Source organism: Rhizobium sp. BT-226, from assembly GCF_025847085.2.
In the GTDB taxonomy this organism is placed as follows: domain Bacteria; phylum Pseudomonadota; class Alphaproteobacteria; order Rhizobiales; family Rhizobiaceae; genus Rhizobium; species Rhizobium sophorae.
On record NZ_JAOYTI010000005.1, the window covers coordinates 454,756 to 474,921 of the forward strand.

General features: G+C 60.5%; 16 protein-coding genes and 1 pseudogene. 8 read left to right on the forward strand and 9 right to left on the reverse strand.

All coding sequences use genetic code 11. From position 1 onward, the window contains the following. Together OIU37_RS29180 and OIU37_RS29185 are read right to left on the reverse strand one after the other, a co-directional pair. Nucleotides 1-261: a hypothetical protein gene (locus tag OIU37_RS29180; protein WP_180696929.1), complete on the reverse strand. Its 261-nt coding sequence runs from the start codon at nt 259-261 to the stop codon at nt 1-3. A gap of 3 nt (nt 262-264) precedes the next feature. Beyond that, nucleotides 265-585, reverse strand: a complete 321-nt coding sequence (locus OIU37_RS29185; protein WP_129419404.1) for a helix-turn-helix domain-containing protein — start codon at nt 583-585, stop codon at nt 265-267. 250 nt (nt 586-835) lie between these two features. Between OIU37_RS29185 and OIU37_RS29190 the strand changes: the two genes are divergently transcribed. After that, nucleotides 836-1,897, forward strand: a complete 1,062-nt coding sequence (locus tag OIU37_RS29190; RefSeq protein ID WP_264259415.1) for a class I SAM-dependent methyltransferase — start codon at nt 836-838, stop codon at nt 1,895-1,897. Nucleotides 1,898-1,916: 19 nt separating this feature from the next. On the opposite strand, the gene OIU37_RS29195 is transcribed toward OIU37_RS29190, so the two are convergent. Beyond that, the gene (locus OIU37_RS29195) at nt 1,917-2,942 is read right to left on the reverse strand and encodes an AraC family transcriptional regulator (protein ID WP_264259416.1); all 1,026 of its coding nucleotides are present in this window, start codon (nt 2,940-2,942) and stop codon (nt 1,917-1,919) included. A 60-nt stretch (nt 2,943-3,002) separates the two neighbouring features. Here OIU37_RS29195 and OIU37_RS29200 point away from each other — a divergent pair, with 60 nt between their 5' ends. The 6 genes from OIU37_RS29200 (at nt 3,003) to OIU37_RS29225 (ending at nt 12,075) form a co-directional block, all read left to right on the forward strand. Then, nucleotides 3,003-4,469: an alpha-glucosidase/alpha-galactosidase gene (locus OIU37_RS29200; protein WP_180696933.1), complete on the forward strand. Its 1,467-nt coding sequence runs from the start codon at nt 3,003-3,005 to the stop codon at nt 4,467-4,469. 124 nt (nt 4,470-4,593) lie between these two features. Further along, nucleotides 4,594-6,681 (forward strand): ABC transporter substrate-binding protein, encoded by a 2,088-nt coding sequence (locus tag OIU37_RS29205; protein WP_264259417.1) that lies wholly within the window; start codon nt 4,594-4,596, stop codon nt 6,679-6,681. A gap of 177 nt (nt 6,682-6,858) precedes the next feature. Then, nucleotides 6,859-7,866, forward strand: coding sequence for an ABC transporter permease (locus OIU37_RS29210; protein ID WP_168320911.1), 1,008 nt, complete (start codon nt 6,859-6,861; stop codon nt 7,864-7,866). Nucleotide 7,867: 1 nt separating this feature from the next. Further along, a complete protein-coding gene (locus tag OIU37_RS29215) occupies nt 7,868-9,004 on the forward strand; it encodes an ABC transporter permease (protein WP_264259418.1) in 1,137 nt (378 codons plus the stop codon). Between the two features lie 10 nt (nt 9,005-9,014). After that, on the forward strand, nt 9,015-10,682 hold the full coding sequence (locus tag OIU37_RS29220; protein WP_264259419.1) for an ABC transporter ATP-binding protein: 1,668 nt from the start codon (nt 9,015-9,017) through the stop codon (nt 10,680-10,682). Nucleotides 10,683-10,704: 22 nt separating this feature from the next. After that, nucleotides 10,705-12,075: an alpha-glucosidase/alpha-galactosidase gene (locus tag OIU37_RS29225; protein ID WP_180696937.1), complete on the forward strand. Its 1,371-nt coding sequence runs from the start codon at nt 10,705-10,707 to the stop codon at nt 12,073-12,075. Nucleotides 12,076-12,394: 319 nt separating this feature from the next. Here the strand turns inward: OIU37_RS29225 and OIU37_RS29230 are convergent, their stop codons facing one another. The 6 genes from OIU37_RS29230 to OIU37_RS29255 are packed head-to-tail and all read right to left on the reverse strand — an operon-like array spanning nt 12,395 to nt 19,524. Then, a complete protein-coding gene (locus OIU37_RS29230; protein ID WP_264259420.1) occupies nt 12,395-12,790 on the reverse strand; it encodes a hypothetical protein in 396 nt (131 codons plus the stop codon). A gap of 27 nt (nt 12,791-12,817) precedes the next feature. Further along, entirely contained in the window at nt 12,818-13,318 is a 501-nt protein-coding gene (locus OIU37_RS29235) for a hypothetical protein (RefSeq protein WP_264259421.1), read from the reverse strand. Nucleotides 13,319-13,331: 13 nt separating this feature from the next. Continuing rightward, on the reverse strand, nt 13,332-14,552 hold the full coding sequence (locus OIU37_RS29240; RefSeq protein WP_264259422.1) for a hypothetical protein: 1,221 nt from the start codon (nt 14,550-14,552) through the stop codon (nt 13,332-13,334). Between the two features lie 54 nt (nt 14,553-14,606). Then, nucleotides 14,607-15,374 carry a TfuA-like protein gene (locus OIU37_RS29245; protein ID WP_264259423.1) on the reverse strand — a complete coding sequence of 256 codons (768 nt, stop codon included), beginning with the start codon at nt 15,372-15,374 and terminating at the stop codon, nt 14,607-14,609. Further along, complete coding sequence (locus OIU37_RS29250) at nt 15,364-16,521, reverse strand: YcaO-like family protein (RefSeq protein WP_264259424.1); 1,158 nt, start codon at nt 16,519-16,521, stop codon at nt 15,364-15,366. Before OIU37_RS29250 ends, OIU37_RS29245 begins: the two co-directional genes overlap by 11 nt. Nucleotides 16,522-16,542: 21 nt before the next feature. Next, complete coding sequence (locus OIU37_RS29255) at nt 16,543-19,524, reverse strand: AAA family ATPase (protein ID WP_264259425.1); 2,982 nt, start codon at nt 19,522-19,524, stop codon at nt 16,543-16,545. Nucleotides 19,525-19,714: 190 nt separating this feature from the next. Between OIU37_RS29255 and OIU37_RS29260 the strand changes: the two are divergent. After that, nucleotides 19,715-20,166: pseudogene (locus OIU37_RS29260) on the forward strand (alpha-glucosidase/alpha-galactosidase); the annotation flags it as partial.

Genomic DNA, 20,166 nt, shown 5'->3' on the forward strand with positions numbered 1-20,166 from the left:
TCAATGCACGGATGGTTCTTCATCTTCGAGAAACGATCGAATGCCGTCGCGGGCGACGACGGCCAGGAATTCGTCGAAGGCATCCCGGTCGGTCGGAAATGGCTCGTCCCAGCGGATCAGGTCCTCCGCTTGCGTGACCACCTCCATCGTCCAGTCCTCATTGCTGCCGGATGTGCGGAAGATATCGACGAGCACGGTGATCCCGTCCTCGGTGAATTCTCCCGCCAGTTCGGAGTGTTCGAGCTTTTCTTTTTTTGCCATCATTCAGCCACCCGCACCGGGCGGTGCGTCGTTTTCGAGATATTCTTCATATTGAACCGTCTCGGTCTCATTCGTGTCGATCGAGGCATCGGCGCGTTTTGCGAGGCGAACGCCCGCACCCCCGCCATTTTCAGGGATGAAAACAACGCCTGCGCCCTCCAGGGCGTGCTTCATATCCTGAAGGGTCCGTTCGTAGGGAGAGCGCTTCCCCGCCTCGAAATTAGCAATCGTCGCTTTGGCGACTTTTGAAGCCGAGGAGAGATCGTCCTGAGACCATGCCAAAAGGGCACGAGCAGCGCGGCATTGAGCGGAAGATAGGCACAAAACAATAACCTTGCATCAAAAGTGTGATTCTGCCTCGGGCAGATTATATTAAAAACGCAATCTCGATACAAGCAATGATGAGAGCAGGTGCATGACGGCACAGCATGTTAGTGAGCGCTGGAATGGACCCGCCTATTCCAGTCTTTCGACCATAATACTCCGCGCTCATCTACCCAACGACCAGGTTGATTGACTGAATATTATTAAAGACTAATTTAGCTAACCTTTATCACGCTTCCGGGAGGTAACAATGCGTGAGCCAGATATGCAAAAACTTGATGCGCTTGTCGGTCGTCTTGTTGGAGACGTTGGCGCCGCCATGTCAGGTGCCTTGGTCGTGCTTGGCGACCAGGTCGGAATCTATAAGGCGATGGCCGACGGAACGCCGATGAGTGTTCAGGACCTTGCCGCGAAAACGGGGATAAAGGAGCGTTATCTCAGGGAATGGCTGAGCGCCCAGGCGGCTGCCGACTATGTCGCTTACGATGAAAAGACCGATCGTTTCAGCCTGACGCCGGAGCAGGCGATGGTGTTTGCCGAGGAAAATAGCCCGGCCTTTTTCGTCGGCGCCTTCGAGGTCGTGCAATCCATGTGGATGGACGAGTCAAAGGTCGCCGATGCCTTCCGTACCGGCAAGGGGCTTGGTTGGCATGAGCACAGCACCTGCCTTTTCCGAGGCACCGAACGGTTCTTTCGCCCGGGCTACAACAGCCATCTCGTGGCCGAATGGATACCGGCTCTTGCCGGGGTTGAGGCAAAGCTCAAGGCCGGCGCCAGTGTCGCCGATGTCGGCTGCGGTCATGGCGCATCGACCATCCTGATGGCGCAGGCCTATCCCGCGTCCCGCTTTACCGGCTTCGACTATCACGGCCCGTCGATCGAAAGGGCGAAGGCCGCAGCGAAGGACGCGGGCGTTGCCGACCGCGTGACCTTCGAGCAGGGCTCGGCGGCGGAATTTCCGGGGCGCGGCTATGATATGGTCGCCATGTTCGACTGCCTTCACGACATGGGCGATCCGGTCGGCGCCGGCCGGCATGTCAAGGAAACGCTCGGGCCGAACGGCACGTGGCTGATCGTCGAGCCTTTTGCCCATGACCAACTCAAGGACAATCTCAACCCGGTCGGCCGCGTCTATTACGGCGCGTCGACGATGATCTGCACGCCGGCATCGCTCTCCCAGGAGGTGGGGCTCGGGCTCGGCGCGCAGGCGGGAGAAATGAAACTTCGAAAGGTCGCGCTCGACGCCGGATTCACGCATTTCCGTCGCGCCACGGAAACGCCGTTCAACATGGTGTTTGAAGTCCGGGCCTGAGGCAACTTGGGATAGCCAGCTATCGCAGCTTGCCGATGCTGGCATACATGCCCGTCGTGCGGAATTCGGTAGGATTGGTGCCGTAGACGCGGCGGAAGACCTTGGAGAAGTAGTTGGGGTCCTCGAAGCCGCACATGATGGCGACTTCCTTGACCGGCAGGAAGTCGGCCTTTGTCAGAAGCTTGACGGCGCGCTGCAGGCGCTGCTGCAGCACGAATTCGGCCGGCGGCATGCCCTCGCTCTCGGCAAAGCTGCGCGAGAAATGCGCGCGGCTGAGGCCGACGATGCCGGCAAGCTCGCTGACCGGCAGCGGCTTTTCGAGATTGGCATTGATATGGTCGATCACCGGCTGCATGAGGCTGAGTTCGGCGGCAAAGGCGGGCGAGCCGAAGACGTCGTCGTAAAGCGCCATCGCCGCTTCATAGGCGATCGCCGAGGCCGCACCCGGCGATGTCGCGCCCTTGACCAGGCGCAGGCTGCAATCGGCGAGATGATCGATGGTCGCGGGCTGCAGCTTCAGCACCGGGCCGGCGGTCGACAGCACCATCTGGTGGATGCGTAAGGTTTCCTCGCCATTCATCGAGATCCAGAAATATTCCCAGCGGTCGCCCTTCTCCAGCCAGTAGCGATGATTGTGCGGCACCAGAACGAGCAGCGTGTCGCCGCCCTGAAGCCGATAGTTGCGGTGCTGGTAGCGCAGCTGGCCGTTGCCGCTGATCGTGTGCTGCAGCACGGTGAAGGGGGTCTGGCCGCGCCGCCGGCCGTCCCAGTCATAGGTCTCGTTCTCGCGCACTTCATAGCCGGCGCTGGTCGGCATGGCATGCAAACGCTGGCGGCCGCGGGGCAGCGAAACCGTCCTCATCGACTGTCCGTTGGCGATCAAATCCTGCAGCACAAAATTACCCCTGAAAGCATAATCCTTCTCTGGTCGCCCTGCCGATTTCGGGCATAATCCCGGCCGACACGAGGAAGAGACCACGGCCGACAGAGCGGCCGGGAGGAAAAAGGCGGATTTTACGGTGTTTTCAGCCACATGCGTCGGCATGCGGCCCGGTCCTCCATGGCCTTCTTTTCCTTAGCATTCGATTGGGTCGAGGTGAAGATCATGAGTTTCAAAATCGCTATCATCGGTGCGGGCAGCGTCGGTTTCACCAAGAAGCTGTTCACCGATATATTGTGCGTTCCCGAGTTTCGCGACATCGAATTCGCGCTGACCGATATCAGCGAACATAATTTGGAAATGATCAAGGCGATCCTCGACCGCGTCGTCGAGGCGAACGGGCTGCCGACGAAGGTGACGGCGACGACGAACCGGCGCCAGGCGCTTGAAGGCGCGCGCTACATCATCAGCTGCGTCCGGGTCGGTGGGCTCGAGGCCTATGCCGATGATATCAGAATCCCGTTGAAATACGGCATCGACCAGTGCGTCGGTGATACGATCTGCGCCGGCGGCATCCTCTATGGCCAGCGCAACATCCCGGTCATTCTCGATTTCTGCAAGGATATCCGCGAGGTCGCCGAGCCAGGCGCGAAATTCCTGAACTATGCCAACCCGATGGCAATGAACACCTGGGCAGCGATCGAATACGGCAAGGTCGACACCGTCGGCCTCTGCCACGGCGTCCAGCACGGCGCCGAGCAGATCGCCGAGGTGCTCGGCGCGAAGTCGCTGAGCGAGCTCGACTATATCTGCTCCGGCATCAACCATCAGACCTGGTTCATCGACCTGCGCCTCAATGGCCGCAAAATCGGCAAGGACGAGCTGATTTCCGCCTTCGAGGCGCATCCGGTCTATTCGCAGCAGGAGAAATTGCGCATCGACGTGCTGAAGCGTTTCGGCGTCTATTCCACCGAAAGCAACGGCCATCTCTCGGAATACCTGCCCTGGTATCGCAAGCGGCCGGACGAAATCACCCGCTGGATCGACATGTCCGACTGGATCCACGGCGAGACCGGCGGCTATCTCCGCCATTCCACCGAGACGCGCAACTGGTTCGAGACGGAATATCCGCAATTCCTGGAATCGGCCGCAAAACCGATCGATCCCGCCAAGCGCTCGAACGAACATGCAAGCCATATCCTCGAGGCGCTGGAGACGAACCGGGTCTATCGCGGCCATTTCAACGTCAAGAACAATGGCGTCATCACCAACCTGCCGTCCGATGCGATCATCGAATCGCCCGGCTTCGTCGACCGCTTCGGCATCAACATGGTCTCCGGCGTCACCCTGCCGGAAGCCTGCGCGGCGACCTGCATCGCCTCGATCAACGTCCAGCGCATGTCGGTGCATGCGGCAATATCGGGCGACATCGACCTTCTGAAGCTTGCCGTGCTGCACGATCCGCTGGTCGGCGCCGTCTCGACGCCGGAAGAGGTCTGGCAGATGGTCGACGAGATGGTCGTTGCCCAGGCGCGCTGGCTGCCGCAATATGCCGACGCCGTACCGGCCGCCAAGGAGCGGCTGTCGAAATCGAAGGTGCAGACCCGCGACTGGGCGGGGGCAGCACGCCGCAACGTTCGCTCGATCGAGGAGCTGCGCGCGGAAAAGGCGGCGCTGAAACAGGCCGTCTGATTTTCTTGAAGGATGGGTCGTCATGGGTTTCCGGGAGGGAAATCCATGGCGTCAGGCCCGCTTTCATGTCGTTCGAGGAAAAAGGAGCCGCGCAACCCGCGCTCCGGAACAAGAGGGAGAAACGATGATGAATTTCCGTAACGCAGGCATCCTGGCCGGTCTGGCGCTCAGCGTCTCAGCCGCGGCACTGAACGCTTATGCCTCCGAGCCAACCATCCCACCGGCGCCGGCGGACTTTCCCGCCGAGGGCAAGATCAACTATGTGGCGCGCGACTCCATCCTGGAGTTCAAGGCGCTGCCCGAATATCACGAGCCCGACTGGGTCACGAAGAATTTCGTCGCCACCGGCAAGCTGCCGCCGGTCAAGGACCGCCTGCCGAAGGAGCCGCTGGTCTTCAAGACAGGCAATATGCCCGATGGCACCGGCGTCTACGGCGATACGATGCGCCACGTCATCGGCGGCCGGCCGGAAGGCTGGAACTACGGCGCCGGCCAGACGCAGGGCTGGGGCGGCATCGATATCGGTCTTTCCGAATGCCTGACGCGCACCGCGCCGCTGTTCCAGGTGCAGGCCTCCGACACCGAGCCGCTGCCGAACCTCGCCAAGAGCTGGGATTGGTCTGAAGATGGCCATAAGCTGACCATGCACCTGATCGAAGGCGCCAAATGGTCCGACGGCGCGCCGTTCAATGCCGACGACATCATGTTCTACTGGGAAGACGAAGTCATCGACCCGAACGTCTCGCCGCTCGGCGGCGGCGCCTCGCCGGAAGCCTTCGGCGCCGGAACGACGCTGAAGAAGGTCGACGATTACACCGTCGAATGGACCTTCAAGGAAGCCTTCCCGAAGCAATATCTCTATACGATGTCCTACCCGAACTTCTGCCCGGGTCCGTCGCATATCCTGAAGCCGAAGCATCCGAAATATTCGAAGAATACCTACGACCAGTTCAAGAACGCCTTCCCGCCGGAGTTCATGAACATGCCGGTCATGGGCGGCTGGGTGCCGGTGGAATATCGCTCCGACGACATCATCGTCATGCGCCGCAACCCCTATTACTGGAAGGTCGACGAGAAGGGCAACCAGCTGCCTTATCTGAACGAGCTGCACTACAAGCTCTCGACCTGGGCCGACCGCGACGTTCAGGCCGTGGCCGGATCCGCCGACATCTCGAACCTCGAGCAGCCGGAAAACTTCGTCGCCTCGCTGAAGCGAGCCGCGGAAACGACCGCACCCGCCCGTCTCGCCTTCGGCCCGCGCCTCATCGGCTACAATCTTCGCATGAATTTTTCCGCCAATGGCTGGGGCAATCCGGACGAGCGCGGCCAGGCGATCCGCGAGCTGAACCGCAACGAAGATTTCCGCAAGGCCGTCACCATGGCGCTCGACCGCAAGGCGATCGGCGACTCGCTGGTCAAGGGACCGTTCACCGCGATCTATCCCGGCGGCCTCTCCTCCGGCACCAGCTTCTACGACCGCAACTCGACCGTCTACTATCCCTTTGATCTCGAGGGCGCCAAGGCCGAACTCGCCAAGGCCGGCCTCAAGGATACGGATGGCAACGGCATCGTGAACTTCCCGGCCGGCAAGGCAGGCGGCAAGGATGTTGAAATCGTCATGCTGATCAACAATCAGTACACGACCGACAAGAGCCTTGCCGAAGGTGTCGTCGGCCAGATGGAGAAGCTCGGCCTGAAGATCGTCATCAATGCGCTCGACGGCGCCAAGCGTGACGACGCCCATTATGCCGGCCGCTTCGACTGGCTGATCCAGCGCAACACGACGGAGCTGTCGTCAGTGGTGCAGAACACCGAACAGCTCGCCCCTGTCGGTCCGCGCACCAGCTGGCACCACCGCGCCGGCAAGGATGACCAGCTCGATCTGATGCCCTTCGAACAGGAGCTTATCGACGTCGTCAACAAGTTCAGGACGAGCCAGAGCAACGAGGAACGCGTCGACCTGATGAAGCAGTACCAGAAGATCTCGACCGAGCACGTCAACACGGTGGGCCTGACGGAATATCCAGGCGCGCTGATCATCAACAAGCGGTTCTCGAACGTGCCGCAGGGCACGCCGATCATGATGTTCAACTGGGCTGAAGACTCGATCATCCGCGAACGCCTGTGGGTGGCCGCCGACAAGCAGGGCAAATACGAGCTGTTCCCGCAGCAGCTGCCCGGCAAACCCGGCGAGAAGGGTCCCATAAACTGATGCATGCCGCCCGGAAACAAAGAGTCAAAGCGCGTCGCATGTGATGCGACGCGCTGGAGAGCTCCCTCCCAGCTGAAGTGAGTTCCGGGCCGCGCGTGCCGCGCGCGGCCTGATATGACCAACGAGCCGGCCGCGCTGAGAAGGAGCGACTGGCGGCAAGGAGAAGCGAACCGTCTGATGTTACGATTCCTGCTCGTGCGCATAGCCTCTGCGATCCCCATTCTCTTCATCCTGAGCGTGGTGACTTTCGCAATCATCCAGGCCCCGCCCGGAGACTATGCCGATTACATCCGCTCCCAGCTGATCAACCAGGGCGGCGCCTCTTATGCGCAGGCTGAAGCGCAGGCGCAGGCTTACCGCGTCGAACACGGGCTCGATAAGCCGCTGGTCGTCCAGTACGTCAACTGGATCGGCGGAATCGTAACGCGCGGCGATTTCGGTTACAGCATGTTCTACAACAAGCCGGTGGCCGACGTCGTCGGCGAACGCCTGCCGCGGACCTTGCTTCTGGCGCTCGTCTGCCACCTCTTCGCCTCGGTGCTTGGCATCGGTTTCGGCATCTGGGCGGCAACGCGCCAATACAGCTGGATCGACAGCCTGCTTTCGGGAATTTCCTTCCTCGGCATGACGGTGCCGCGCTTCCTGATGGCGCTGATCATCGTCTATCTCCTGGTCTTCCAGCTTAACGTCACCGAAATCGGCAGCTTCTTCTCGCCGCAATATGGCGGTGCGCCCTGGTCCTGGGCGAAATTCGTCGATCTCGTCCATCATGTCTGGCCGGTCGTGGCGATCGCTACCTTCGGCGGGCTCGCCTACAATATGCGGGTGATGCGCGGCAATCTGCTCGATACGCTGAATGCCCAGTATGTCGAGACGGCCAAGGCCAAGGGCCTTTCCGGCGGAGCGGTAGTGATGCGCCATGCGGTGCCGAACGCGCTGCATCCGCTGGTGATGTACCAGGGCGTCGTGCTGCCCTACATGCTGACCGGCGAGATCGAGACCGCCATCATCTTCGCGCTGCCGACTGTCGGCCCGGCGATCGTCGGCTCGATGGCGGTCGGCGACGTCTATGTCACCGCCACCTTCATGATGGTGCTGTCGGCGACGCTGATCGTCGGCAACATCATCGCCGACATGCTTCTTGCTCTGCTCGATCCGCGTGTCCGCCAATATGGAGGAGCCTGAGATGTTGGCTTTCGACTCCGCGCCGCCTCCGCCGACGACGGAACTTTCCATCACCAAGCCATCGCGTGGGCATGAAAGCTATATCGCCCTTGTCTGGCGCCGGCTGAGGCGCTCCTGGACCGGCATGGCAGGGCTCGTGCTCGTCGTGCTGCTGCTCCTGATGGCGATCTTTGCCGATTTCTTTGCGCCGATGGATCCGAAGGCGACCGATGTCGGCTTCGCGCCGCCACAGGTGATGAGCTTCCACGACAAGGACGGCAATTTCGTCTTCCAGCCGCGCGTCTATGCGCTGTCGGATTCCGAAGAGCTCGACCCGGTCACCTTCCAGCCGATCGTCGGCATCGACTACGACAACCCGCGGCTGCTCGGCTTCTTCGTCAAGGGCGCCGAATACCGGCTTTTCGGCCTGATCCCGGCCAACCGGCACTTCTTCGGCTCGACCGACGGCCAGCCGGTGCATTTCCTCGGCACCGACAAGTTCGGCCGCGACGTGCTGTCGCGTGCCATCATCGGCTCGCGCATCTCGCTGACGATTGCGCTGACGGTGGTCTTCATCGTCACCATCATCGGCACGACCGTCGGCATGGTGTCCGGCTATTTCGGCGGCACATTCGATGTCTGGCTGCAGCGTTTCGTCGAACTGGTGCTCGCCTTCCCGCAACTGCCGCTCTATCTGGCGCTGACCTCGCTGATCCCGGTGACGGCGCCGACCAACGTCTTCCTTGCCTTCGTCATCGTGGTCATGTCGGCGCTCGGCTGGGCGCAGATGTCGCGCGAGGTGCGCGGCAAGACGCTGGCGCTCGCCCGCATCGATTATGTCCGAGCGGCAATGGCCGTCGGCGCCACCGATACACGCATCATCATGCAGCATATCTTCCCGAACGTGATGAGCCATGTCATCGTCGCGGTGACCCTGCATATACCGAGCGTCGTGCTGCTCGAATCCTTTCTCGGTTTCTTAGGCTTTGCGGTCAAGCCGCCGCTGATCTCCTGGGGGCTGATGCTGCAGGACACGGCGACCTATTCCGTCATCGGATCCTATCCCTGGATTCTCTCCCCCGTCGGCTTCGTGCTCGTCACCGTCTTCGCATTCAATGCGCTCGGCGACGGACTGCGCGACGCGGTCGATCCTTATTGAGGTGATGACGATGGCTCTTGCACTGGTCAATTCCTTCGCCCCGCCCGTCCGCCACGATCATGATGGCCGTTCGGACACGCCGATCATCGACGCCCGCAACGTGGCCGTGAATTTCAAGGTCGAGGACGGCATGGTCGAGGCCGTCAAGGACGTCTCCTTCCAGCTCTATCGCGGCGAGACGATCGCGATCGTCGGCGAATCCGGCTCCGGCAAATCGGTGACGGCGCGAACGGTGATGGGGCTGTTGTCGAAGCGCGCCGTCGTTTCCGACAAATCGACGGTCGCCTATGACGGCAGCAACATCCTGAAATTTTCCGAGCGGGCGCGCCGCAAGCTGCGCGGCGACCGCATCTCGATGATCTTCCAGGAGCCGATGAGTTCGCTGAACCCGATCTATACGATCGGCAGCCAGATCGTCGAGGCGATCCGCGTCCATCGCCGGATCAGCAAGAGGGATGCGCAAAAGCGGGCGCTCGAATTGCTCGAACATGTGCAGATCCCCGATCCCGCCGCGCGGCTCATGCAATATCCGCATCAGCTTTCCGGCGGCCAGCGCCAGCGCGTGATGATCGCCATGGCGCTTGCCAACGATCCGGACGTGCTGATCGCCGACGAGCCGACGACGGCGCTCGACGTCACCGTGCAGGCGCAGATCCTGAACCTGATCCGCAACCTGCAGAAGGAACTGGGGATGGCCGTCATCCTCATCACTCACGATCTAACGGTCGTGCGGCAGTTCTCGGATTACGTCTATGTGATGCAGCTGGGCGAAGTGCGCGAGCACAACACCACCGAAGCTCTCTTTGCCAATCCGCAGGACGTCTACACCAAGCATCTGCTTGCCTCCGAGCCGCGTGGCCAGGCCAATCCGCTGCCGGAGGGATCGGATGTCATCCTCGAAGCGAAGGGCGTGCGCGTCTCCTTCATGATGCGTCACGGTACCTTTCTCAAGCCGGCGATGCGTGAGCTTGTCGCCGTCGACAGCCTCGACCTGACGCTGCGCCGTCACGAGACGCTCGGCCTCGTCGGCGAATCCGGTTCCGGCAAGACGACATTCGGCCAGGCGATCCTGCGGTTGAACACGCCCGAGAGCGGCGAGATCCGTTTCGACAATCAGCCGATCCACGGCCTGTCTAGGTCCGAGATGCGGCCCTTGCGCGCCCGCATGCAGGTGGTGTTCCAGGATCCTTTCTCATCGCTCAACCCGCGCATGACGATCGGCCAGATCATCGAGGAGGGCCTCGTCGTCAACAGGCTGGGCGCGACCAAGGCCGAACGGCAGGACCGGGTGCGCGAAGCGCTGATTGCCGCCGGCATGCCGGGCAATATCCTGTCGCGCTTCCCGCACGAATTTTCCGGCGGCCAGCGCCAGCGCATCGCGATTGCCCGCGCCATCGCGCTGGAGCCGGAATTCATCCTGCTCGACGAGCCGACATCGGCGCTCGACCTTTCCGTCCAGGCGCAGATCATCGAACTCCTGCGCAAGCTGCAGGACGAGCGGGGCCTGAGTTACCTGTTCATCTCCCACGATCTCAAGGTCGTCAGGGCTCTCTGCCATCGCGTCATCGTCATGCAGCATGGCAAGATCGTCGAAGAGGGCCCTGTCAACGAAGTTCTCACCCATCCCAAGACCGCCTACACCGAACGGCTCGTCAAGGCCGCTTTCGAGGTAGCATGATTATCGAATGCCGGAGGTTATAATGGCAGCAAATCCCAAAATCACGTTCATCGGAGCAGGCTCCACCGTCTTCATGAAGAACATCGTCGGCGACGTGTTGCAGCGTCCGGCCCTGTCGGGTGCGACGATCGCCTTGATGGATCTCAACCCGCAGCGGCTGGAAGAAAGCGCCATCGTCGTCAATAAGCTGATCTCGACGCTCGGCGTGAAGGCGAAGGCCGAGACCTATTCCGACCAGCGCAAGGCGCTTGCGGGCGCCGATTTCGTCGTCGTCGCCTTCCAGATCGGCGGTTATGAGCCCTGCACGGTCACCGATTTCGAAGTGCCGAAGAAATACGGGCTGCGCCAGACGATCGCCGATACGCTCGGCGTCGGCGGCATCATGCGCGGGCTTCGCACCGTGCCGCATCTCTGGAAGGTCTGCGAGGATATGCTCGCCGTCTGCCCTGAGGCGATCATGCTGCAATACGTCAACCCGATGGCGATCAACACCTGGGCAATCGCCGAGAAATATCCGACCATCCGCCAGGTCGGCCTCTGCCATTCGGTGCAGGGCACGGCGATGGAACTGGCCCACGATCTCGACATCCCTTACGAGGAGATCCGTTACCGCGCGGCTGGCATCAACCACATGGCCTTCTATCTCAAATTCGAGCATCGCCAGCCGGACGGGTCCTACCGCAATCTCTATCCCGACCTGCTGCGCGCCTATCGCGAGGGCAGGGCGCCGAAGCCCGGCTGGAACCCGCGCTGCCCGAACAAGGTGCGCTACGAGATGCTGACGCGGCTCGGCTATTTCGTCACCGAAAGCTCGGAGCATTTCGCCGAATATACGCCCTATTTCATCAAGGAGGGCCGTGAGGACCTGATCGAGAAATTCGGCATTCCGCTCGATGAATATCCGAAGCGTTGCATCGAGCAGATCGAGCGCTGGAAAGGTCAGGCGGAGGCCTATCGTTCGGCCGACAAGATCGAGGTCAAGCCGTCGAAGGAATATGCCTCCTCGATCATCAATTCGGTCTGGACCGGCGAACCTTCGGTGATCTACGGCAATGTCCGCAACAATGGCTGCATCACTTCGCTGCCTGCCAATTGCGCTGCCGAAGTGCCCTGCCTCGTCGATGCCTCCGGCATCCAGCCGACCTACATCGGGGACCTGCCGCCGCAGCTGACCGCGCTGATCCGCACCAATATCAACGTCCAGGAACTGACGGTGCAGGCGCTGATGACCGAAAATCGCGAGCACATCTACCACGCCGCGATGATGGACCCGCATACGGCAGCCGAACTCGACCTCGACCAGATCTGGTCGCTGGTCGACGATCTGCTCGCCACCCACGGCGACTGGCTGCCCGAATGGGCACGCACCGCTCGCAAAGTCCAGGCCGCCTGACCCCCTCTCCCGGGCAAGGCGTCAAGGAGCCCCGCGGTCGCAACAACCGCGGGGCTCTTTGCGTGAGAAGCTTTGCGATCAAGGGGGCGCTTGTTAGCATCACTCGGACCGGCGTAGTGTGGGCGATTGGGCTGTGGCTCATAACCTGAAGGCCGCAGGTTCAAATCCTGCTCGAGCTCAACACCTGGCGGATCGTCGTCGGCTGAAAGTGGAAATTATTCAAAGCGTAGGGAAACAGCATGACTCCGCCATCCGGCAGCAGGTCATCGGTCATTGATCTCGAGCCTCGAGCATGAGCTTTTGCCAGTCAGACGAACTGCTATTTCGGCCCTTTGGGGGCAGAAAGAGACAACTTGGCGGCACGCGAAGACTTGGCGGCTGGAGAAGGTGTGTTCTTGAGTATCTTGTCGATTTCGCGTGCCAATTCGCCGAGGTCACCGAATTGTGGAATTTCGTCGAGGGCCGAGCTTACGCCTGGAGGGAAGTCATACCTTTCCCCGTGTCTCAAGTTCGTCCTCTCGTCGTAATCTTTCGAATTGGAAACGCCCTTGCCGTGTATATCGACCGTTGCAATCCCGCCGATGTCGGTGGGACTGATCTCCTTAGTTGATCCAGCGGCAACGCTAGGCCATTGGCCGACGGGATTGTAACCGTCTAGCACGTCTTCGATCCGCACGCCTGTCATGTCGATCTTGAAGTAAATCCTCGCTTTCATGACGCTTTCCCTCCACTGTTGAAAATTCTATTCACGGTTGAGGCGCCCATCTCGGTGGGCCAAAGACGCCGTGATCGCATAGGATGACGGCGATCTCCTACCGGGCAGGTTGGCGTCGAGGATCAGTTTCTTGACGTCGCCGTAATTCAGGACGATTTCGAGCAATTCCTCGTTGGATCGTACGCGCCACATTTGGTATTTGCCCCTCGCAGCTGTCGGAAGGTCGTCGAATCCGCACCCCGCGGCGTCCTCGGGCTTCGGACCTTTGACGATGAAAACCCTGTTGGTGTCCAAGCGATAACAATGCCCCTCGAAAGAGTAGCCGTAGGCGAGGACGATCGAATATTCGTCGTTCTCTTGCTTCTTGCCTCCTCTGTAGAGTTGCATCTGCAAGGCAGCGTTTCCGGTCTCGCCGGCGTCGAATTCGCCAAAACTTTGATTCAGATTGAGTTTGACGCCATAAAGGATCACCATCCCCGAGAAATACATCCCCGGTTTTTCGGGTGCGGGTACACTCACATCGACCATTTTCCAGCCTCCTTCAGCATATTTGCCTCCATCTGATGCAGTCTTCGATCTGCCTGACGTATGGGCGGGCGCGGCCCTTGTAGCCTGATACCAGAAGCGCTTCAGCTGCCCCCTGGAATGTCAGACGGTCGGGGTCGAGGCGCGCCCATGACCGGACAAGCGCCTCCCCCACGATATCTCTGGCCTCCTGTAGTGCGGCCTTGCTCGCAAAATGCCTTTTCTCGTAGTCGTACTTGGAGCCGCGAAGGTTCTCCTCGATCAGTGCGGGGGCCATCTGCTGGCGCAGGTTGCTGAACCTGCGCGGATCTAGGTCTGTCACGCCCCTTTCGAAAAGCAACGTCTGGTATATTTCGACAAGGCTGTCGAACATCGCTCCCGCGAAAGGCTTCGACCTGTCGTGCACATCTTCGCCGACGTCTGAGGTCCTGAGCGAATTGTTGAGCGACCTGAGCTGCTTTTCGTCGCTGAGTTCTGCGAAACGATCGAGTTCGTTGTGGATCAGAAGATTCCCGCCTGTCCGCCGGAGGAGCCGATCGATGGCCGTGTCGAAGTGCAGAAGGCCGAGAAGCGATATGAAATCCGCGACCGCCTCGTGATAGGCGAAGAAGTCGGCATCTTGGCCGTCTCCGTATGGAATGCCGAGTTCGCCCAACAAAACGAGATGACCCATCTCATGGGCGATCGCATCGAAGTTCAACGCAAAACTGGAGGTAGGCGTCGGAGGTTCGCTCTCGCCCAGTTCCAGAAAACCGAATCCCGACTGGGCGTTCTCCCATCGAGGGATGTGTGGCACGATCTCCAGCCTGTCGTAGGTCGGCTCGAAGAACCAATCGATACGCCGTCCGACATATCCCTCGCAGATATCCAGCACGCGACGGGAGCAAGCGTAGCTGTGGGCTGAAAGAAAGGCAGGCGATCCTGGGAGTATATGGTCGAAGTGCCCGTCCGGCCCCGGCTCGGCGGGGGGGCGCAGAACCCCAGGGTAGGGCGGGAGGTCAGGAAGGGCATATGGTCGCTTTGGTTCGACCGGGTCGGCCACGTACATGCGGTTGTCGGAAGGCCCAGCCAGGATCGGCCCGTCGGAGCGGCCAATCCAGACGACCTCGGGCTTCTCATATCCACTGATGAACGGCGGCTGGGGGAAAACCAGGAAACGCGTCCCGATCAGAAGGTCGGAAACCACCTTCTGTCCCGCGCCGCCCGAATTTGCGATGGCATCCAACGTTGCCCCCACCGCCCGTTTCCCTTACCGGGCGAAGTGGAGACTATACTATATATTAGAAAACTATCAATGATGGGCAGGGTCCAATAATATATCCGCAAAATTGTAGTATTCCATATCGTAAGCAAAAGCCTCCGTCAGTTCAAAACTCCTCGGCTCGCTGCGTTTCTTCGTCTCAAAGCTGTCCGACGACAGGAGGGCAAGAAGACCGATGGCATCGGCTTTCTTCTGCTTCCGCTTTCCGCCCACGAGCCAAAGATCGAGCGCGCGGAGTTCCTGACTGGACATACCATGCTCGGCCGCAACGGAAATTAGCTTCCCGAAGCTCCTTTCCGTATAGTGGATGGAGCGGGCCAGTCTTTCCAGCGCCACTTGAAGCTGCCGCCCTATGATGCGGTCACGCAAGGCCCTTTTCAATGTCAGCCTGATGTCAATGAGGGCATCACCGAGGGGAAAGGACCCCAATTGCGCAGGGGCCATCGCGACCGCCACGTCCGCGTCGTCGGCGAGCGAAGTCCGGCGGTACCACCTGAAGACCATGCCGTATCCGCTCATCCCGTACTCCGTCAGTTCCGCGGCCCTCACGGCACCCATGCTGGAGGCTCCGTAGACGCGCACGCCTCGCGACATCGCCCAGAGGATTTCCTTGTGGCGCACCGCCGGGGACTGGCCGAACACGCCGTCGATGAGTGCGATCGCGCTGGGATCATGTTCGATCACCGCCCTCACGATATCCCCGTTGCCCGCAGGTGTGAGGTACAATGCATCCAGGTGCTCCCTGGCGTCTGCGACGCTCATTGTGGGCCCGAGGAACACGACGATCTCATACCCCATTCTGAAACTCCGGGTCGGTTTCGAGAGGAGGGGTCACAACCCTCACCACATGGAGCGGTATGGTTTCATCGGAAAACAGTGCCACCACAATGACGGCCTCTGCCCCCGCGCGTCGTAATGCTTCCACCGGCAGCGGCGATGTATCGGTATTCAGGTCAGCCCCGTCCGGTGACGGGTAAGGCAATCCGGGGATAGCGAGTCGCCGTCGCCATGCTGACAGTTCCCTAGCGTCCTGGTAGCGGTAAATGTGTCCCGCCATGTCCTCCCGCCCGGCCGAGATGATCCCGAGGCGGGACTGACATGCTTCCAGCAGCGCCTTGGCGAGCGCTCGGTCGTGGGTCCGGTCGCAGCCGAAGCCTCCCGCTGGCCAAGGGGCCAAAGGAGCCTGTAGGTCGCTCTCCATGACGTGACACCAGTAGACGGGGAGGCCGTGATCCGTCGGGATTGACCAGATTCCTACGGAACAGCCCGCCGAAAGTAGTCGACCGACAATCTCCCCTGCGGCTCCGGCAAGAACGGAACGACTGTCCAGTTGATAACGGTCGAAGAAGTGCGGTATTTTCATCGCCACACAACGCGCGTGCCTTTCGAGCGCTTCGAAACAAGCATGCTCAATTGCCCCCCGCCAGCTTGTTCCTGCCGCCAGGCCCGTAGTGTTCCTAGGCAGCCAGCCGGGATGGGGGGAGGGTATCGTATAGGCGGTGTCAACCAAGGCAAGCGGTACAGGCACCGCCCTGGACGAGAAGAGGTCCCAGCCTTCGATCCACGCAAGTGTCTCGTCGCGTTCCCCATTGTCCGCGAGGTGCGACCAGTAGCCTTGCCCGTTCATGGAACGGAAACCCGCCAGTTCGACCCGCTCGGTGGGTATCCGTTCCGAAGACCACCCTTCCAGCGATTCCATGAGAGCGGAGATGGCGGCCTGCCCGTGAGTGAGACCCTTGCCCTGGTTCACGCTCACCGAACGTGACAACGGCCTTACGGCTTGGGCAACCGGGATTCCGATGCGGTCAAGTTCGGTAATGGAACCCAGCCTCGTGATACCGAATTCCCGCTTCCGCTCGAGAATTCGGCGAACGGTCTCCATTGGATCACGCGGCGGCTGAATCGGGGCCGCTAACATTCTTTCGAGTTGTTCTCCGTTCAGCAAGATCGCCCTCTGATCATATCCTCAACCAATGCCTCCCAGATCCCACTCGGCCCGTGCCAGAATCCATGCCGCTCCCTGCGCGTCGGCAATCTGCACCGCCCTTGTCAGGTCTCTTCTTATCAAGGATGGAGGGTCGTTCAGATCTCGTCTCAGTCTTGCGCTGAAGCGGTAGAGTTCGGCGAGCCAGAACCGTTGACCGCTGTTGCGGCCGACATTGATCGCATTGTGAATGGTCGCCAGGGCTTCAGCAGGCTTGCCGAGCCGCTGCAGCACCTGCGCATGCATGTCGCTGTGCATGGAAAAATTATCGTCGGTGCCCAATTGCTGCTGGAGCAGTAGACCGTGTTGGAATCGCTCTTCACCCCGTTCGGCAAACGACGTCATCAGCTCGGCCCAGCCGCAATACATGTTGGCGCGCGCCTGGCTGGCGGCGAGGCCGTGTCGCTCGGCAAGCGCCAGCATTTGTTCGCCGAGGTCATGGACATCGTCATATCTGCTTTGGCAGCGGCGAAGGACGATGGCGTAATAAAGAGCGTGAACCATGCTCCCGGCATGATCGGTCGAGGCCGCCCAGTCCAGGCACTGTCTGATCGCATGTTCACTGGCATCGGCATCGTTGAGAAGCAGGTAGGACAGGGCGCTCTCGCCCAAGCCGCAGACCTTGGCATCATGTCCGCCGAAGAAGGCGCGATTTCTGACCGCTCTTTCTGGGTCGTAAAGATCAAGGCCTCTGGCGACGCAATCGAGGCAGAATTCGTGCTCGCCGGCATGGAAGCTCGTCGCCCATCCGCAGTGATAGGATTGAAGCCGCGTCTCCTGATCTTCGACCGCTTGCATGTCGCCGACGAGGATGCGCGCGCGCGACTGCTGCGTCAGAATGTTGGGCGCCGTGAACCACCATCCCCAATAGACCGGGAAATGTTTCGACCGAACAGCCGAGGCCTGTTTCCTCAGAAGCTGCATTGCGCGGGAATAGGCCCGCCGCGCGCTTTCCGAGCCCTCTCCCTCGAGTGCGCTCGCAACGACCCCCTGAAGTTCGAGCAGGCCCAATGCCAGTTCGGTGCGATCGGGATGGCGCCGGGAAAGGCTGTTGACCTCCTGCGCGCCGAGCTCGAGCGACACGTTCGCCTCGTGCATGGCGGAGCGCAGAACGCTCGCCTCGGCCGCCGCCAGGGCAAACCTGGCCGCGGCGTCGTGCAGGCCTGCTTCGGCGCATTGCCAGGCAGCGATGGCAGCCGGCAGACTGGGCTTTGCTTCTCCGATCAGGAGTTCGGCGATCCGCTTGTGTATGCGACGCCTGTCGCTTTTGAGAAGGCTGCTGTAGGCGGCTTCCTGAGTGAGTACGTGCCGGAACTCAAAGGAGCCGGGCGTGGCGGAAGAAGGCTCGATGATGCCTTGGGAAACAAGCCGCTCGACCGCGACCTCCACCGTCTGCCGGCTGACCCCTTCGAGAAGGCAGGCAAGCAGCGAGATGTTGAATTCGCGGCCGATGACGCTCGCAAATTGCGCTGCCCGTCGTGCGGAACCGGTCGCCGCGAGTCTGGCGGAAAGCAGATCATTCAGCGAGCTGACGCCACCTTCCAGAAGCAGCCCTTTCCATTCGGACGAGGCCTTGCCCAAGGGTTGCCTTCCCAGGAAGAAGTTGGCCAGTTCTTCCGCGTAGAGCGGCATGCCATCGCATTGATCCAGGATGAAATCGGACAGGCCCGGCGGGGGACGCTCACGCCAGACCGATGCGACGAGATCGCGAACCGCCGCAGAGGCCAATCCGGATAATTCTATCTCGGTCGCCAGTGCGAGGGATCGCCTGATCCTCGATGTCTGAACCACCAGGATCGGCAACTTGCCTGCGAGCGATCCAAGCCGATCGATCAGCTCCAACGTCATGCCGTCAGCCCAGTGGACATCCTCGAAGACGAGGAGCGTTGGAGCGCCAGTCGCTTTGCATGTCAGGATGTCGGCAGCGGCTTCGATGACCTTCCGCCTGAATGCGCGCCCCGACAAATCGGAGGCTCGAATATTGCGTGAGGTTGCCGGCGATCGCTCTGACGTAAATGAGAGGATGGTGTCGACGACGGTTGCGTCGACGTCCCGGCCGGCTGTTTGAAGAGCCTGCATAAAAGCCGCGCTTTCGCCATCCTTCAGAACCGAAGGTTCGGCCACAAGTCTCTCAAGGAACGACATAAATGGGTGCAGAGGCTGGCTCTCCAGGCGCCTGCCGCACTGAAAGATCAGGGTCTCGTGCGAAGTTTGCGATAAGCTGCGGGCGAATTCGCCGATCAGTCTGGATTTGCCGATGCCTGCCTCTCCGACCACGGTGATTGAACTGCCCTTGCCGTCGCGAGCTGAATTCCAGGCGCTCGAAAGAGCGGCAAGCTCTCTTTCCCTGCCTCTTATCGGCCGGTCCCATTCATTGAATGACGACAGCGCAGAGGTTGATCTATCACGTTCCTGCGGGCGCCAGAGCGCAACCGGCTCTTCGAAGCCTTTGAGTTTGGCCTTCCGCACTAGGCTGTAGTCGAACTTGTGTCGCGTGAGCTGAACGGTCGAATCTGCGACCAGGACCGAATTCGGTTCGGCCTCCGCCTGCAGGCGAGCCGCCAGGACGGGTGCTGTGCCGACAATCTCGTCTCCTTGCGTGGAGAATACGACAAGACCTGTGGCAACCCCGATGCGCAGCCTGAAAGCTGTGCGCGTCTTCTTGGTGCTCGCTGCAATGCCTAACAATTCCAAGGAAGCCTGTACCGCGCTTTCAGCCGCATCTTCGGATTGATCGGGATATCCGAAGAAACAGCATCCCCCATCACCAAGCCGCTGATGAAGAAACCCTCCATGTTTTTTTATGATCGTCTCGGCGCTCTGATGTAATGCTGACACGGAGCGAAAGAACTTCTCCGGCTCGCTCCGCAATAAGAGCTCCGTTGAGCCGACGATATCATAGAAAAGGGCTGTGACCTGTCGCCGCTCACCTGTGAACCGAATTCGCGCATCGAGGTTTTTCATACTGGGTCGCCCAACACCAGAGAAGCCTTTCTCAGGACATCCGATTTATAGCTTGCATGCAAGCTTTTCGTGCGGCGATGCTAATTTATGAATCGGTTGTTGGCCTGCGGCTTTATAATCATGCGCTCTTCAAAACCGCGACGCATGCCCGGCGGCACCGCTTCGGGCTCATCATGCTGTTTGGCGTACGCTCTTCATCAAGGAGGGCCGCGAGGACCTGATCGAGAAATTCGGCATTCCGCTCGATGAATATCCGAAGCGCTGCATCGAGCAGATCGAGCGCTGGAAAGGACAGGCGGAGGCCTATCGTTCGGCCGACAAGATCGAGGTCAAGCCGTCGAAGGAATATGCCTCCTCGATCATCAACTCGGTCTGGACCGGCGAACCCTCGGTGATCTACGGCAATGTCCGCAACAATGGCTGCATCACCTCGCTGCCGACCAATTGCGCCGCCGAAGTGCCCTGCCTCGTCGATGCCTCCGGCATCCAGCCGACCTTCATCGGCGACCTGCCGCCGCAACTAACGGCGCTGATCCGCACCAATATCAACGTCCAGGAGCTGACGGTTCAGGCGCTGATGACCGAGAATCGCGAGCACATCTATCACGCCGCGATGATGGACCCGCATACGGCCGCCGAACT

Coding starts and splice junctions, on each gene's coding strand:
- OIU37_RS29180 (WP_180696929.1), bottom strand. CDS start 261: ATGGCAAAAAAAGAAAAGCTCGAACACTCCGAACTGGCGGGAGAATTC.
- OIU37_RS29190 (WP_264259415.1), top strand. CDS start 836: ATGCGTGAGCCAGATATGCAAAAACTTGATGCGCTTGTCGGTCGTCTT.
- OIU37_RS29195 (WP_264259416.1), bottom strand. CDS start 2,942: ATGCCGACGCATGTGGCTGAAAACACCGTAAAATCCGCCTTTTTCCTC.
- OIU37_RS29200 (WP_180696933.1), top strand. CDS start 3,003: ATGAGTTTCAAAATCGCTATCATCGGTGCGGGCAGCGTCGGTTTCACC.
- OIU37_RS29205 (WP_264259417.1), top strand. CDS start 4,594: ATGATGAATTTCCGTAACGCAGGCATCCTGGCCGGTCTGGCGCTCAGC.
- OIU37_RS29210 (WP_168320911.1), top strand. CDS start 6,859: ATGTTACGATTCCTGCTCGTGCGCATAGCCTCTGCGATCCCCATTCTC.
- OIU37_RS29215 (WP_264259418.1), top strand. CDS start 7,868: ATGTTGGCTTTCGACTCCGCGCCGCCTCCGCCGACGACGGAACTTTCC.
- OIU37_RS29220 (WP_264259419.1), top strand. CDS start 9,015: ATGGCTCTTGCACTGGTCAATTCCTTCGCCCCGCCCGTCCGCCACGAT.
- OIU37_RS29225 (WP_180696937.1), top strand. CDS start 10,705: ATGGCAGCAAATCCCAAAATCACGTTCATCGGAGCAGGCTCCACCGTC.
- OIU37_RS29230 (WP_264259420.1), bottom strand. CDS start 12,790: ATGAAAGCGAGGATTTACTTCAAGATCGACATGACAGGCGTGCGGATC.
- OIU37_RS29235 (WP_264259421.1), bottom strand. CDS start 13,318: ATGGTCGATGTGAGTGTACCCGCACCCGAAAAACCGGGGATGTATTTC.
- OIU37_RS29245 (WP_264259423.1), bottom strand. CDS start 15,374: ATGGGGTATGAGATCGTCGTGTTCCTCGGGCCCACAATGAGCGTCGCA.
- OIU37_RS29255 (WP_264259425.1), bottom strand. CDS start 19,524: ATGAAAAACCTCGATGCGCGAATTCGGTTCACAGGTGAGCGGCGACAG.